Origin of the sequence: Microvirga lotononidis (genome assembly GCF_034627025.1) — a bacterium.
GTDB classification, from domain to species: Bacteria; Pseudomonadota; Alphaproteobacteria; order Rhizobiales; family Beijerinckiaceae; genus Microvirga; species Microvirga lotononidis.
The window spans coordinates 2,355,555-2,368,185 of sequence record NZ_CP141048.1; the positions used below are offsets into that span (position 1 = coordinate 2,355,555).

16 protein-coding genes are annotated in these 12,631 nt (G+C 62.2%); all 16 read left to right on the forward strand.

Features of this window, described 5'->3' with window-relative positions; all coding sequences use genetic code 11:
- Positions 1-13 precede the first annotated feature (13 nt).
- The 16 genes from flgK (at position 14) to U0023_RS11230 (ending at position 12,581) form a co-directional block, all read left to right on the forward strand.
- Entirely contained in the window at positions 14-1,477 is a 1,464-nt protein-coding gene (gene flgK / locus U0023_RS11155; protein WP_009493093.1) for a flagellar hook-associated protein FlgK, read from the forward strand.
- Positions 1,478-1,480: 3 nt separating this feature from the next.
- Positions 1,481-2,539, forward strand: a complete 1,059-nt coding sequence (locus U0023_RS11160) for a flagellar hook-associated family protein (protein WP_009493092.1) — start codon at positions 1,481-1,483, stop codon at positions 2,537-2,539.
- A 15-nt stretch (positions 2,540-2,554) separates the two neighbouring features.
- The gene (gene flaF / locus U0023_RS11165) at positions 2,555-2,902 is read left to right on the forward strand and encodes a flagellar biosynthesis regulator FlaF (RefSeq protein ID WP_009493091.1); all 348 of its coding nucleotides are present in this window, start codon (positions 2,555-2,557) and stop codon (positions 2,900-2,902) included.
- Positions 2,899-3,318 (forward strand): flagellar biosynthesis repressor FlbT, encoded by a 420-nt coding sequence (flbT, locus tag U0023_RS11170; protein ID WP_009493090.1) that lies wholly within the window; start codon positions 2,899-2,901, stop codon positions 3,316-3,318. Before flaF ends, flbT begins: the two co-directional genes overlap by 4 nt.
- A 15-nt stretch (positions 3,319-3,333) precedes the next feature.
- Positions 3,334-3,729 (forward strand): flagellar hook assembly protein FlgD, encoded by a 396-nt coding sequence (flgD, locus tag U0023_RS11175; protein ID WP_009493089.1) that lies wholly within the window; start codon positions 3,334-3,336, stop codon positions 3,727-3,729.
- Between the two features lie 2 nt (positions 3,730-3,731).
- Positions 3,732-3,998 (forward strand): flagellar biosynthetic protein FliQ, encoded by a 267-nt coding sequence (locus U0023_RS11180; protein ID WP_009493088.1) that lies wholly within the window; start codon positions 3,732-3,734, stop codon positions 3,996-3,998.
- A 188-nt stretch (positions 3,999-4,186) separates the two neighbouring features.
- A complete protein-coding gene (gene flhA, locus U0023_RS11185) occupies positions 4,187-6,262 on the forward strand; it encodes a flagellar biosynthesis protein FlhA (RefSeq protein ID WP_009493087.1) in 2,076 nt (691 codons plus the stop codon).
- The gene (gene fliR / locus U0023_RS11190; protein WP_009493086.1) at positions 6,259-7,014 is read left to right on the forward strand and encodes a flagellar biosynthesis protein FliR; all 756 of its coding nucleotides are present in this window, start codon (positions 6,259-6,261) and stop codon (positions 7,012-7,014) included. The genes flhA and fliR overlap by 4 nt, the downstream gene beginning before the upstream one ends.
- A 5-nt stretch (positions 7,015-7,019) precedes the next feature.
- On the forward strand, positions 7,020-7,418 hold the full coding sequence (locus U0023_RS11195; protein ID WP_009493085.1) for a hypothetical protein: 399 nt from the start codon (positions 7,020-7,022) through the stop codon (positions 7,416-7,418).
- A gap of 49 nt (positions 7,419-7,467) precedes the next feature.
- Positions 7,468-7,965, forward strand: a complete 498-nt coding sequence (locus U0023_RS11200; RefSeq protein WP_009493084.1) for a rod-binding protein — start codon at positions 7,468-7,470, stop codon at positions 7,963-7,965.
- 56 nt (positions 7,966-8,021) lie between these two features.
- On the forward strand, positions 8,022-8,369 hold the full coding sequence (locus U0023_RS11205; protein WP_009493083.1) for a magnesium transporter CorA family protein: 348 nt from the start codon (positions 8,022-8,024) through the stop codon (positions 8,367-8,369).
- A complete protein-coding gene (locus tag U0023_RS11210) occupies positions 8,366-8,815 on the forward strand; it encodes a hypothetical protein (RefSeq protein WP_009493082.1) in 450 nt (149 codons plus the stop codon). The genes U0023_RS11205 and U0023_RS11210 overlap by 4 nt, the downstream gene beginning before the upstream one ends.
- A 52-nt stretch (positions 8,816-8,867) precedes the next feature.
- On the forward strand, positions 8,868-9,251 hold the full coding sequence (locus U0023_RS11215) for a response regulator (RefSeq protein ID WP_009493081.1): 384 nt from the start codon (positions 8,868-8,870) through the stop codon (positions 9,249-9,251).
- A gap of 4 nt (positions 9,252-9,255) precedes the next feature.
- Positions 9,256-10,371, forward strand: coding sequence for a protein-glutamate methylesterase/protein-glutamine glutaminase (locus U0023_RS11220; RefSeq protein ID WP_009493080.1), 1,116 nt, complete (start codon positions 9,256-9,258; stop codon positions 10,369-10,371).
- Positions 10,368-11,222 carry a CheR family methyltransferase gene (locus U0023_RS11225; protein ID WP_009493079.1) on the forward strand — a complete coding sequence of 285 codons (855 nt, stop codon included), beginning with the start codon at positions 10,368-10,370 and terminating at the stop codon, positions 11,220-11,222. Before U0023_RS11220 ends, U0023_RS11225 begins: the two co-directional genes overlap by 4 nt.
- A gap of 450 nt (positions 11,223-11,672) precedes the next feature.
- Positions 11,673-12,581, forward strand: a complete 909-nt coding sequence (locus U0023_RS11230) for a flagellin (protein ID WP_009493078.1) — start codon at positions 11,673-11,675, stop codon at positions 12,579-12,581.
- Positions 12,582-12,631: the final 50 nt, after the last annotated feature.

Consider the following 12,631-nt stretch of genomic DNA (forward strand, 5'->3'; position numbering starts at 1 on the left):
GGATCAATGATCCATGTCTCTGTCAGTAGCCTATAATACGGCGCGTTCCTCGTTGCAGGCGTCGCAATCGCAGATGGCGGTCGTGTCGCGCAACACATCCGGGGCCTCCGATCCGAGCTATTCGCGCAAGATCGGCGTCCTCAGCACCACTGGTGGGTACGCCCGCGTCACGGTCCTCCGGGCCAGCGATCAGGCGCTCCTGACGAAGATGCTGGAAACGACCTCCGCAACGGCAACGCAGAAGGCGCTGCTCGACGGGTTGCAGAAGCTCAGTCAGACCATCGGCGACACGGAGCTCGATCAATCCGCCGCAGCCCGAATCGGCGCGCTGGACAGCGCCTTGAAGCAATATGCCAATGCGCCCGATAATCCGACCTTCGCACGGGCCTTCGTGAAAGCCGCGAACGACGTCGCGGATACTTTGAACCGGGCGACTGCGGCGATCCAGTCCGTTCGTCTCGAAGCCGACAAGGGGATGGCCGGCTCGGTCGACCGCATCAACGATCTTCTGCAGAAGTTCGAGAAGGCAAACCAGCAGGTCATGAGCGGTTCCGCCCTCGGGGCCGATGTCAGCGATGCCATGGACACGCGTGACAATCTCATCGCGCAGCTGTCCGAGGAGATCGGCATCACGGTCGTGCCGCGCGCGGGCAACGACATTGCCCTGTACACGGACAGCGGCGTGCCGCTGTTCGAGCGGACGGCGCGGCCCGTGACCTTCAGCCCCACCACGACGTTCGGACCCGCCACCGCGGGGGGAGACGTCTTCATCGATGGGATCCGCGTGACGGGTCCCGGGGCTCTGATGCCCTTGAACTCCGGCAATCTCGTCGGGCTGGCGCAGGTGCGCGACGACGTCGCCGTCACCTACCAGAAGCAGCTCGACGAGCTCGCCCGGGGGGTGATCCAGGCCTTCGCCGAAAGCGACCAGAGCGGGGCCGGAAAGCCCGACATGCCGGGAATCTTCACCTTCGCGGGAGCCGCAGGCATTCCCACCATGCCGGCCTCTGCGGGGTTGGCTGGGCTGATCCGCGTCAGCGACGCCATCGACCCGACGAAGGGCGGCACGTTCGATGCGATCCGCGACGGCGGGATCAACGGCACTGACTACAACTACAATCCGAGCGGAAGCGCCAACGCGGCCTTCTCGGGGCGCCTCTACGCTCTGGTGGATGGAATGGCCGCGGATCGACCTTTCGATCCCGCCTTCGGCTTCGGGCCCAGCGCGTCCCTGCAGGGATTCGCGTCCCTGACGGGGGGCTGGCTGGAGGCCACACGCCAGAGCGCCAGCCAGAGCGTCGATTACCAGACGACACTTCTCGCCCATGCCTCGGAAGCCCTGTCGAATGCGACCGACGTCAACATGGACGACGAGACGGCCCTGATGCTGCAGCTGGAGAAATCCTACGCCGCATCGGCAAAACTGCTGTCGGTCATCGACCAGATGCTCAAGACTCTTCTCAACGTTGTAGGCTAAGCCATGAGAACGACCTTCGTCTCGACCATGTCGCTTTGGAATTCATCCAAGTCGACTCTCGACAAGCTGCAGAGCGGCCTGACGAAAGCCAATACGGAGCTGACGACGGGACGGTACGCGGATATCGGGCTTGCTCTCGGACACAAGGTCGGGGAGTCGCTCTCCCTGCGCCAGCAGAGAGCGGAAATCGACACGCTGGCCGACAGCAACAGCTCGGTCATCCAACGCCTGAAGACGACGACGGCCGCCCTGGACAGCATCCGCGAGAATGCGACCAAGTTCAGGGATGCCTTGGCGGGCTTGCCCATGAACCCTCCCGTCGACACCATCAAGAGTCAGGCGGGAGCCTATCTGAGCGGCCTAGCCGGAGACCTCAACACGTCCATCGACGGGCGGTTCGTTTTCGGCGGAATCAACACGACGACCGCACCCGCCAACGGCTATGCAAACGGAGTCCCGGCTTCGCTCAAGGATCTGGTTGCAGGCGCATTCACAGCGCCGGCGGGAGCCGGGGGCTTCGGCTTCCCGCAGAACGACCCGCTCGTCTCCGGGATCTCCCCTGCCGACATGGAGGCCTTTCTGGACGGTCCCTTCAAGCAGATTTTCGAAGGGCCGGACTGGACTGCATTCTCGAATGCGTCGGATCAGAACATCCAGAGCCTGATCTCGCCCACGGAAAAGGTCGAGACATCGACGAACGCGAATACGGCGCCCCTTCGGCAGATCGCGATGGCCTACACGATGATCTACGATCTCGGCATCGAGTCGCTCAGCCCAGCAACACGGAACGTGGTGATCGCAAAGGCAACCCAGATCCTGTCCACGGCCGTCAGCGGCATCATCGACGTGCAGGCAAGCGTCGGAACGGCGCATGCGAAAGCTGAGAGCGCCAACGAGAGAATGGAACTGCAGAAGTCGATCTTCGAGGAGCGCATCGGCAAGCTGGAGGCCGTCGACCCCGCGGAGGCGAAAGTCCGGGTCGATCAACTCATGACCCAGATTCAAACATCCTATTCTCTCACGGCCCAGCTCAAGCAGTTGAGCCTGATCAATTATCTCTAGTCTCGGATTCCATCGATGTATCGGTTCTCGTATGCAGAAGTCGTCGAAGACGCTCCCAGGGAATGCCGGCAGCGCGAATATGAAGTCTTCGGGCAGGCGATTGGGCTTCTGAAGGCCGCAGATGGCCTGCCTTCCAGATCTCCCGAGATGAGAAAGGCCCTGGAATTCCTCCAGCAGCTGTGGACGTCCCTCGTCAAGGATCTCGCGCATCCCGACAACGATCTGCCCGACAAGCTCAAGGCGCAGCTCATCTCGATAGGCTTTTGGGTGATGCGGGAAACGAGCCGCGTCGCCAGCGGTGAACACAACAATCTGACTGCGCTGATCGATATCAACGCCATGATTCAGGAGGGCCTGAAATGAAAGCCAAAATGCGGTTCTCCCTCAAAGCCGGTGAGCGCATCTTCATCAACGGCGCCGTCCTGACGGTCAGCCAGAAGGTGACGCTGAGCCTTTTGAACGAAGCGCGCTTCCTCCTGGAGAGCCACGTGCTCCAGGTGACGGAGGCGACGACGCCGATGCGTCAGCTCTATTTCGTCGTGCAATCCCTCCTGATCAACCCTCAGGAAGCCGGCAAGGTGATGGGTGCCTTCCGCAAGCTGCACGACGCCCTGGTCGAAGTCGCCATCGACGACGTGGTGAAGGAGACCCTGGGCAAGGTGGGCGATCTGGTGAAAGCCGATCGGACCTTCGAGGCGCTCAAGCTCATCCGAACCCTGTTCGAGCCGGTCGAGGCTCGCCCATCCGCCGCGGCGGAAGCCGCCGTCCAAGCGGCATAAATCAGGAGTCCCATCATGAATGTCTCCTCCGTTTCCGGCCCTGTCGGGGCGCAGCGCGCCGCGACGAGTGCCACGTCCTCGACGGCGAGCTACGACAACTTCCTGAAGCTGCTGATGGCTCAGATGAAGAATCAGGATCCGACCGAGCCCATGAAGTCGACCGACTACATGGCCCAGCTCGCGACCTTCTCCCAGGTCGAGCAGACTGTGAAGAGCAATTCCAAACTAGATGCGCTTCTGGCCTCGTCGGCCCTCTCCCAGGCCGACAGCGTCATCGGCCGCACGATCTCGACGGCCGACGGCAAGGTCTCCGGCCAGGTGACGTCCGTCACGATCGTCAGCGAGGGTGCCGTCGCCAAGTTGACCAGCGGGGAACAGATTCTTCTGGGCCCGGGCGTCATTGTGAGCTGACGATGAACGAAGTCGATGCCCTGGAGCTCGTACGGGCAGCCATCTGGACCGTCATCATCGCCGCGGGACCGGCCGTCGCCGCAGCGATGATCATCGGCATCGTCATCGCCCTGGTTCAGGCCTTGACGCAGATCCAGGAGGTCACCCTCACGTTCATCCCGAAGATCATCGCCATCCTAGTGGTGGCCCTCGTGACCGGCTCCTTCGTCGGATCGCAGATCTTTGCCTTCACCGAACTGGTCTACGGCAAGATCGTAACGGGCTTCTAGAGTTGGTTCCGCTTGCGTGGAATCACCACCTGTCATTGCCGGGTCGCACGTGTCGACGGTGAAGCGGATCCACGGGACTGAAGAATGATTTAGCCTTCCGCGCTGATCGATGCCGGGCCGGCGACCCTCGCGCAAGCTTCATGGTTCATGTGTCAGTTTCATCCTTCATCCGTTGAGCTGGCAGGCACATGGAAGCAAGCGAAGTTACAGCCCAGGGGCGCGGCAGGGATCTGGCATTCGCCGGCGCCGTTGTCGGCATCCTTGCCATTCTCTTTCTCCCCATTCCGCCGATGGCGATCGACATGGGGCTCGCTTTCTCGGTCGCGCTGTCCGTCCTGATCCTGATGGTGGCGCTCTGGATTCAGAAGCCTCTCGAATTCTCGGCCTTTCCCACCGTGCTGCTTATCGCAACTCTGTTGCGACTGGCGCTCAGCATCGCGTCGACCCGCCTCATCCTGTCCGACGGCCACAAGGGCGTCGATGCCGCGGGCCATGTGATCAGCGGCTTCTCCCAATTCGTGATGAGCGGCGATTTCGTCATCGGCATCGTCGTCTTCATCATCCTGATCACGGTCAACTTCCTGGTCATCACCAAGGGCGCGACCCGTATCGCCGAGGTCGGGGCCCGCTTTACCCTCGATGCCATTCCCGGCAAGCAGATGGCCATCGACGCGGACCTGTCCGCCGGTCTGATCGACGAGAAGGAGGCTCAGAAGAGGCGTCGAGAACTCGAAGAGGAAAGCGCCTTCTTCGGCTCCATGGACGGTGCCTCGAAGTTCGTTCGCGGCGAGGCCGTCGCCAGCCTGATTACCATCGCGGTCAACATCTTCGGCGGCATCGTCATCGGCGTCACGCGTCACGGCATGCCCCTGTCCAAGGCGGCGGATGTCTTCGTCCAGCTCTCGGTCGGCGACGGACTTGTCAGCCAGATTCCGGCTCTCGTCGTCTCGCTGGCCGCAGGCCTTCTGGTCTCGAAGGGCGGAACGAGGGGGCAGGCCCAGCAGGCCGTGCTCGGGCAGCTCGGCGCCTATCCGCGGGCCCTCATGGTGGCCGCAGCCCTGATGTTCGTCTTTTCCATCGTGCCCGGCCTGCCGATGATTCCGTTCCTCGTGCTCGGCGGCTGCATGAGCTTCATCGCCTATTCGATCCCGAAGCAAAGGGCGGAGCAGGAGGCGAAGGCCCAGGCCAAGCTGGCGCAGGAGCAGCAGAAGAATCTCCTGGAATCACGCGACTCGGTCAAAGAAACCCTGAAGCTCGCCGAGATCGAGCTGTGCCTCGGCAAGCATCTCGCATCCTACCTTGCGACCTCGCACGGAGACCTGGCACACCGCGTCAGCAAGATGCGCAAGAAGTTCGCCCAAGATTACGGTTTCGTTCTCCCGGACGTGAAGCTCTCCGACAGCCTGATGATCCCGCCGAAGAGCTACCAGATCAAAATCCACGGAACCGTCGTGGCGACCCAGGAGATCCGCCCCGGCGATCTTCTCGTCGTGCTCGGCGACGGACCGGTCCCCGACGTTCCCGGAGACGAGGTGCGCGAGCCGGCTTTCGGCATGAAGGCTCTCTGGGTGTCGGACGTCTATATGAGCGAAATCAAGCGGCAGGGCTTCCAGTCCGTGGATGGAGCCTCGGTCCTCCTCACGCATCTGAGCGAAGTGATCCGCAACAACCTGCCTCAGCTCCTGTCCTACAAGGACGTGCGCAATCTCCTGGACGGCCTTGATTCCGAGTATAAGCGCCTGCTCGACGACATCTGCCCCTCGCAGATCTCCTATTCCGGCCTTCAATCCGTCCTGAAGCTCCTACTGGCCGAGCGCGTGTCCATCCGCAACCTGAGCCTGATCCTGGAAGCGATCGCCGAGATCGCCCCCCACGCACGCCGCGCCGAGCAGCTGGTGGAGCATGTGCGTGTCCGCATCGCCCAGCAGATCTGCGGCGATCTCGCCGAGGGAGGCGCCCTCAATGTTCTGAGGCTCGGGAACAAATGGGATATCGCGTTCCACCAGAGCCTGAAGCGTGATGCGAAGGGCGACGTGGTCGAGTTCGACATCGATCCCCGTCTTGTGGAGCAGTTCGGCGCCGAGGCGTCGGACGCCATCAAGACGCGCATGGGGCAGGTCCAGACCTTTGCCGTCGTCACCGCGCCGGATGCCCGCCCCTATGTGCGCATGATCATCGAGCGCATGTTCTCGTCCCTGCCTGTCCTGTCGCATCTGGAAATCGCCCGGGGCGTCGAGGTCAACTCGCTCGGGACGATTTCGTGAACCAAGTCACGCCCGAGACCCTTCTGGCGGTCTTCCTGATCTTCTGCCGGATCGGCGGATGCCTGATGATCGCCCCGGGTTTCTCGAGCAACCGGATCCCGATGCATGTGCGGCTCTTCATCGGTCTGGCGACCAGCCTGGCGCTGGCGCCGGTGCTGCTCGAGAAAGTCCAGGCGGGCGTCACCTCGCAGGTTCCCGCGGCCGTTCTCCTCTATGTCGGCAAGGAACTTCTGACGGGCCTCCTGATCGGCCTTCTGGGCCGTGTCTATTTCCTCGCGCTGCAGACCATGTTGAACGCCGTCGCGATGGCCCTGAGCCTCGGCGGCATGCCGGGGACGCCGATCGACGAAGCGGAGGCTCTTCCGCCGATCACGACCTTCATCATGATGGTGGCGACAGCCGTTCTCTTCATGTCGGACCTTCATTGGGAGTTCTTCCGAGGGCTCATCGCCTCCTACGCGAGGCTGCCGGTCGGAGAAGGGCTGGGCATGAATCTCTCCCTGACGCAGCTCGTCGACCAGATCGGCATCGCCTTTGTGCTGGCGCTCCGGATCAGCAGCCCGTTCATCCTGTATTCCGTCATCGTCAACCTGGCGGTCGGGCTCACCAACAAGCTCACGCCTCAGATTCCGGTCTACTTCCTGGCGACGCCTTTCATCATGCTCGGTGGATTGCTGATCATCTATTTCGCCGCAAGCGACTACGTGCTCCTGTTCATGGAGTCGTTCTCGACCTGGCTTCGGGACGGATAGATCGGATGAAGCAGAGAATCCGAAAGATCGACCGTATCCTGCAGGTGCAGCAGCACCTGCAGAAGGAGGCCGAGCTGAAACTCGCCCAGCTGGAGCGAAAGGCATCCGAGCTCAAGCTCGCACAGGAGACGCTGATCCAAACGATGAACGACCATGAGACGCTCCATGGCCTCTTCGTGGATGTCGCGGCCAAGCGCCTTCAGGGACTGGCATCGCAGGCGGGCGTCGTCGAAAAGGCCAAGGTGACGCAGAAGGCCGTCGCCGTCGACAAGGCCATGCAGGCGAAGCGGGCGGAGAAAATGCTCTCCGGACTCAAGGACCAAGAGCGCCGGGACAGCGAGAAGAAGGACCTCGCCTCCATCATCGAGCTGCTTGCGAAAGGCGATGGCGCAAGCTTCCCGTAAGCTAGCCGCGTTAAACCTCGTCTCAAGTCTGAAATGTGAGAGATGCGAGATGGCGATCAGCCCGCCCTCAGATATTATCAACGACGTCGCCAGGGCTGCGGACCCCGCACGCTATCAGGCCGCGGCCCAAAAGCTTCTCGACGGCGCGTCGGCCCTGGATGGGGCGAGCTTCGACGACGCCATGAAGTCCATGGCAAGCCAGCCTCTGATGGCACCCGGCGCCGATATTTACACGCTGCGGAATTCGCTTCGCAATGACGCCGAGTCGGCCGGTACGGCAAGAGCCCAGAAGGCGCATCAGGAGTTCGAAGCCTATATTCTCCAGACTTTCGTGGAGTCCATGCTGCCGAAGGATGCGGAGAATACCTACGGCAAGGGAAATGCGGGCTCCATCTGGAAATCCATGATGGCCGAGCAGATCGGAGCACAGATCTCGAAGGCGGGCGGCATCGGAATCGCGAAGCGGCTTCTCGATGCGCAGGACACCGGACGTTCATCCGATATACGCGTCCCTCCGGCCCCTGCATCGTTTTCCGGCAAGGTCTGACCCCAGACGACATGACGAGGATGGCGTTCGACCATCGCCCTTAAACAGGAAGCAACATGATGCTGATGAAGTCCCTCGATCGGCTTGAAGAAACCCTGGATCAGGAAACCGCAGCCCTCATGGCGCGGGATCTGTCGAACCTTGAAGAGTTCAACCGGCGGAAGAGCCAGTGCCTTCTCGAGATCAGCCGAATGGTCCGGACGGCGGACGTCCACGCCCTGGACCAGAAAGCGACGAAGCGGCTGCAGGATCTCCAGGCCAAGATCGAGACCAACCAGGACATGCTTCAGCGGCACATGCAGGCCGTGCAGGAAGTCGCGAGCATCATCTCGAATGCGATCCAGAAGGCTGAGTCCGACAGCACGTACTCGGCCTACATGAACAAGGCGGGCTTCGGCGCATGATGAAGAACGTCATGGCGGGCTTCTGGGTCTGCGCGGTCACGCTGGCATCCTGCTATGCGGCCGTGACCTGGACCGTCGGCAAGGCTCCCACGGAGGAGAAGGGGAACTACGAAGGGCTGCAGTACAAGAAGCTGCCCGCGATGAATATTCCGGTCGTCGCCGAGGGGGCGGTGCAGGGCTATGTGGTCGCGAACCTGGTCTTCACGGCCGACGCCAAGACCCTGCGCGAGATCTCCGTTCCTCCCGAAGCCTTCATCCAGGACGAGATCTTCCGCCACGTCTATGCCGATGAGACGCTCGATTTCAAAAAACTCTCCCGATACAACGTGAACGGTATGATCGCCAGTGTCCGGGAGAAGATCAACAAGCGGTTGGGGGCGGAGATCGTCAAGGAGATCCTGGTCGAGAATTTCAACTTCGTCGACAAGTCGGACATCCGTTCGTAGCGCCCACGCCTATTCCAAAGCGGCCGGGCGATGAGGCCTGGAAAGACATTTTATGAACTATTGCCTGATCATTGATGACTCCCGCGTGATCCGGAAGGTATCCCGCGACATCGTCGAGAGCCTCGATTTCCGCGTCTCGGAGGCGGAGAACGGCGAGGCGGGTCTCGAAGCCTGCCGGACCGAGATGCCGGATGTGATCCTCCTCGACTGGAACATGCCCGTCATGGACGGTTACAGCTTCCTGAAGGCCTTGCGCGCCACGCCGGAAGGTCGGATGCCTAAGGTCGTCTTCTGTACGACCGAGAACAGTCTCGACCATATCACGCGCGCACTGGAAGCAGGCGCGGACGAATATGTGATGAAGCCCTTCGATAGGGACATTCTCGCGGCGAAATTCCAAGAGCTGGGCGTTCTTCCGGCATCACATTCGGCGTGAGGTCATGGCTCTCTCCCCTGTAACCCAGGCAAGTCCGGCTCCCGGACGTATCACCCGTGTGATGATCGTGGACGACAGCGCCGTCATCCGCGGCATGATCGGCCGCTGGCTCACCGAAGCCGGCGGATTCGAGATCGTCGCGACGGCCTCGAACGGCCGCATGGCTGTCGATGCGGCGGCCCGCACGAAGCCCGAGATCATCCTGCTCGACCTCGAGATGCCCGAGATCGACGGCCTCGCAGCCCTGCCGCTCATCCTGAAGGCCCATCCGGCGAGTAAGGTGATCGTGATCTCGACCCTCACCCAGAGGAATGCGGAGATCTCCCTGAAGTGCCTCTCTCTCGGCGCCGTCGATTATCTGGCGAAGCCGGAGAGTGCGCGCGCTCCGGGGGCTGCGAACGAATTCCGGCGCGAGCTCGTCGAGAAGATGCGCGCCTTGAGCGAGACAAAAGCCCGGACGCCGCGATTCTCCGCGGCACCCGCTCCCAAGGTCGTGTCGCCGGCACCGGCGGCGATCCCGAGGCCCGGCAGCACGAAGCCGCAATGCCTGCTCATCGGCTCGTCCACGGGCGGCCCGCGGGCGGTGGAGCGCGTTCTCCTGGACATGAAGCCGGCGCTGTCGAGAATCCCGGTGCTGATCGTGCAGCACATGCCGGCGATGTTCACGGCTGTGTTCGCGGATCATCTCCAGACGCTTCTGTCCCTTCCCGCCCGGGAGGCGCGGGATGGCGATGCGGTTGCTCCCGGAACCATCCTCGTCGCGCCCGGCGGGCGGCACATGGGTGTCGTCTCGTCCGGAGGCAAGGTTGCGATCAGGCTCAATGACGGACCGCCCGAAAACTTCTGCCGCCCGGCAGTCGACGTCCTGTTCCGCGAAGCCGCCGCCATATACGGCGCGTCCGCCTTGGCCGTCGTCCTGACAGGCATGGGCTCGGACGGAACGCACGGGGCGCGCATTCTCTCGAAGGCGGGTGCGACCGTGATCGCCCAGGACGAGGCGACGAGCATCGTCTGGGGCATGCCGGGCAGCATCGTGAAGGCGGGCCTCGCCCACGAGGTCCTTCCGCTGGAATCCATCGGCCGTTCGCTGAAAGGCCTCATCACCGGAGCTTCGACATGACCGAAGCCGAATTCGAAGCCCTGCGCGTGTTCCTGAAGGCCAGGTCGGGCCTGGCGCTGTCGCCGGACAAGCGCTATCTCGTCGAGAGCCGTCTCTCCTCCGTCTGTACGCGCTTCAAGCTCGAGAGCCTCTCGCACCTCATCCGCGAGATCAGGGCCGGCCGCGCCATGGCGCTCGAAAAGGCCACCATCGAGGCGATGACGACGAACGAGACCTTCTTCTTCCGGGACAAGACGCCGTTCGATCTCTTCCAGGACGTCCTTTTGCCCAAGTACCTGAAGGAGCGGGCGGGAAGCCGCAGGCTGCGGATCTGGTGCGCGGCCGCATCGAGCGGACAGGAACCGTATTCGCTCGCGATGATCCTGAAGGAGGCATCTGCCCGGATGCCCGGCTGGCACATCGACATCGTCGCCTCCGACATCTCGACGGAAGTCCTGGAGAAGGCGAAGGTGGGTCTCTACAACCAGTTCGAGGTCCAGCGCGGCCTTCCGATCCGCCTCCTCGTGAAGTACTTCACGCAGACCGGGGATCAATGGCAGATCTCGCCCGAGATCAGGGCGATGGTGGATTTCCGCTATCTCAACCTGCTCGAGGATTTCAGCCGTCTGGGATCCTTCGACATCGTCTATTGCCGCAACGTGCTGATCTATTTCGATGCCGCCCTGAAGGCTGACGTCCTGCGCCGGATCGCCAACCTGATGGCGGCCGACGGCTCGCTCTTGCTCGGCGCCTCCGAGACCGTGCTCGGCGTGACCGACGCTCTGACGCTCGATCCGGCTCACCGCGGTCTCTACGCGAAGACGCCCGCGATGGCGGCGACGCCGACCCAGCGGGCGATGGGCATGCGGTAGGAGGCGAAGGCCCCGGAAGGGGAGGGGCGATCCAGCGTGAGAAAAGAGAGGGGCGGCTCCGCGGAGCCGCCCTTTTTCTTTGCGGTCCCGCTAGTCCCGACAGGGACAGGATCCGTTAACTATAATGCTCCACCTCGACTGAGCGATCAAACAATCGTTAAGGTAAACGCAGGGATTGGCCGGCGGAGGTGCCGTTGTTGTTTGACGTCAAGCGGAGTGATCTTCTATGAATAGGATCAGACGCAAAGAGAAATCCGAATTCGGATGCGTTAAGACAGCACTATAGAGAGCCTTTACTTCGGCTCGGCATGACGCCGTTCTATTTTACCGGTTCAAGCCCGGATGCATGTGAACAGCGGATCGAACTTCCTCGAGGCATGATGCCACTCCGCTGGGTCGGTTAGATTCCGACATTCCCTGAACTCGCTTCATCATTCAAGGAACACACACATGGCTTCCATCCTCACCAATGCCTCCGCCCTGACCGCCCTGCGCAACCTCGCCAACACGCAGGGCGCCCTGAGCAAGACCCAGAGCCAGATCTCCACCGGCCTCAAGGTGGCGTCCGCCTCCGACAACACCACCAACTGGTCGGTGTCGACCCAGATCAAGACCGACAACAGCGTCGTCAACACCATCAAGGACACGCTGAAGCAGAACAGCGACCTGGTGAACACCGCCTCGTCGGCGATGGACAACCTGCTCACCACCATCGACAAGATCAAGGTCGAGCTCGCCAAGGCCAAGGACGTCAAGGACGACAACTTCGACGCCATCAACACCTCGCTGGCCAAGCTCGGTGCCGAGCTCGACGGCGTTCTGGAGAACGCGGCCCTCAACGGCGTGAACCTCCTCGACGACTCCGTCTCCGACATGGACGGTGGGGCTGCCGGCAAGCAGATCAAGTTGGCGGCCGGCTGGTCCGGCGGCACGACCGGCAGCGGCTTCAAGACCATCAACGTCGATCTGACGGACCTCGGCAGCTCCGCCGCTGGCGCGCTGACTGCGGCTGGTACGAACGCGAGCACCCAGGCGGTCAACTCCCTGAAGATCACCGGCACGGGTGCGACGGCTCAGACGCTCGTCGACAACATGGCCAAGGACGTGGAAACGGCCCTGAAGTCGGTCCGTAACTTCGCCACCGAGCTCGGCGCCGCCAAGAACCAGATCGACGCGCAGTCGAAGTTCCTGGGCGCTCTGGGCGAAGCAATGACGAACAGCGTCAGCACTCTGGTCGACGCGGACATGAACGAGGTTTCGACCCGCCTCCAGGCTCTGCAGACGCAGCAGCAGCTCGGCGTGCAGTCGCTCTCGATCGCCAACCAGAACAGCCAGATGATCCTGCGCCTCTTCCAGTAAGAGCCTCAAAGATCACCAAATGAAGGCCCTGCCTCGCGAGAGGCAGGGCC

Bases quoted from the DNA above. Each gene is read 5' to 3' on its own strand.
- flgK (WP_009493093.1), top strand. From the start codon at position 14: ATGTCTCTGTCAGTAGCCTATAATACGGCGCGTTCCTCGTTGCAGGCG.
- U0023_RS11160 (WP_009493092.1), top strand. From the start codon at position 1,481: ATGAGAACGACCTTCGTCTCGACCATGTCGCTTTGGAATTCATCCAAG.
- flaF (WP_009493091.1), top strand. From the start codon at position 2,555: ATGTATCGGTTCTCGTATGCAGAAGTCGTCGAAGACGCTCCCAGGGAA.
- flbT (WP_009493090.1), top strand. From the start codon at position 2,899: ATGAAAGCCAAAATGCGGTTCTCCCTCAAAGCCGGTGAGCGCATCTTC.
- flgD (WP_009493089.1), top strand. From the start codon at position 3,334: ATGAATGTCTCCTCCGTTTCCGGCCCTGTCGGGGCGCAGCGCGCCGCG.
- U0023_RS11180 (WP_009493088.1), top strand. From the start codon at position 3,732: ATGAACGAAGTCGATGCCCTGGAGCTCGTACGGGCAGCCATCTGGACC.
- flhA (WP_009493087.1), top strand. From the start codon at position 4,187: ATGGAAGCAAGCGAAGTTACAGCCCAGGGGCGCGGCAGGGATCTGGCA.
- U0023_RS11195 (WP_009493085.1), top strand. From the start codon at position 7,020: ATGAAGCAGAGAATCCGAAAGATCGACCGTATCCTGCAGGTGCAGCAG.
- U0023_RS11200 (WP_009493084.1), top strand. From the start codon at position 7,468: ATGGCGATCAGCCCGCCCTCAGATATTATCAACGACGTCGCCAGGGCT.
- U0023_RS11205 (WP_009493083.1), top strand. From the start codon at position 8,022: ATGATGCTGATGAAGTCCCTCGATCGGCTTGAAGAAACCCTGGATCAG.
- U0023_RS11210 (WP_009493082.1), top strand. From the start codon at position 8,366: ATGATGAAGAACGTCATGGCGGGCTTCTGGGTCTGCGCGGTCACGCTG.
- U0023_RS11215 (WP_009493081.1), top strand. From the start codon at position 8,868: ATGAACTATTGCCTGATCATTGATGACTCCCGCGTGATCCGGAAGGTA.
- U0023_RS11220 (WP_009493080.1), top strand. From the start codon at position 9,256: ATGGCTCTCTCCCCTGTAACCCAGGCAAGTCCGGCTCCCGGACGTATC.
- U0023_RS11225 (WP_009493079.1), top strand. From the start codon at position 10,368: ATGACCGAAGCCGAATTCGAAGCCCTGCGCGTGTTCCTGAAGGCCAGG.
- U0023_RS11230 (WP_009493078.1), top strand. From the start codon at position 11,673: ATGGCTTCCATCCTCACCAATGCCTCCGCCCTGACCGCCCTGCGCAAC.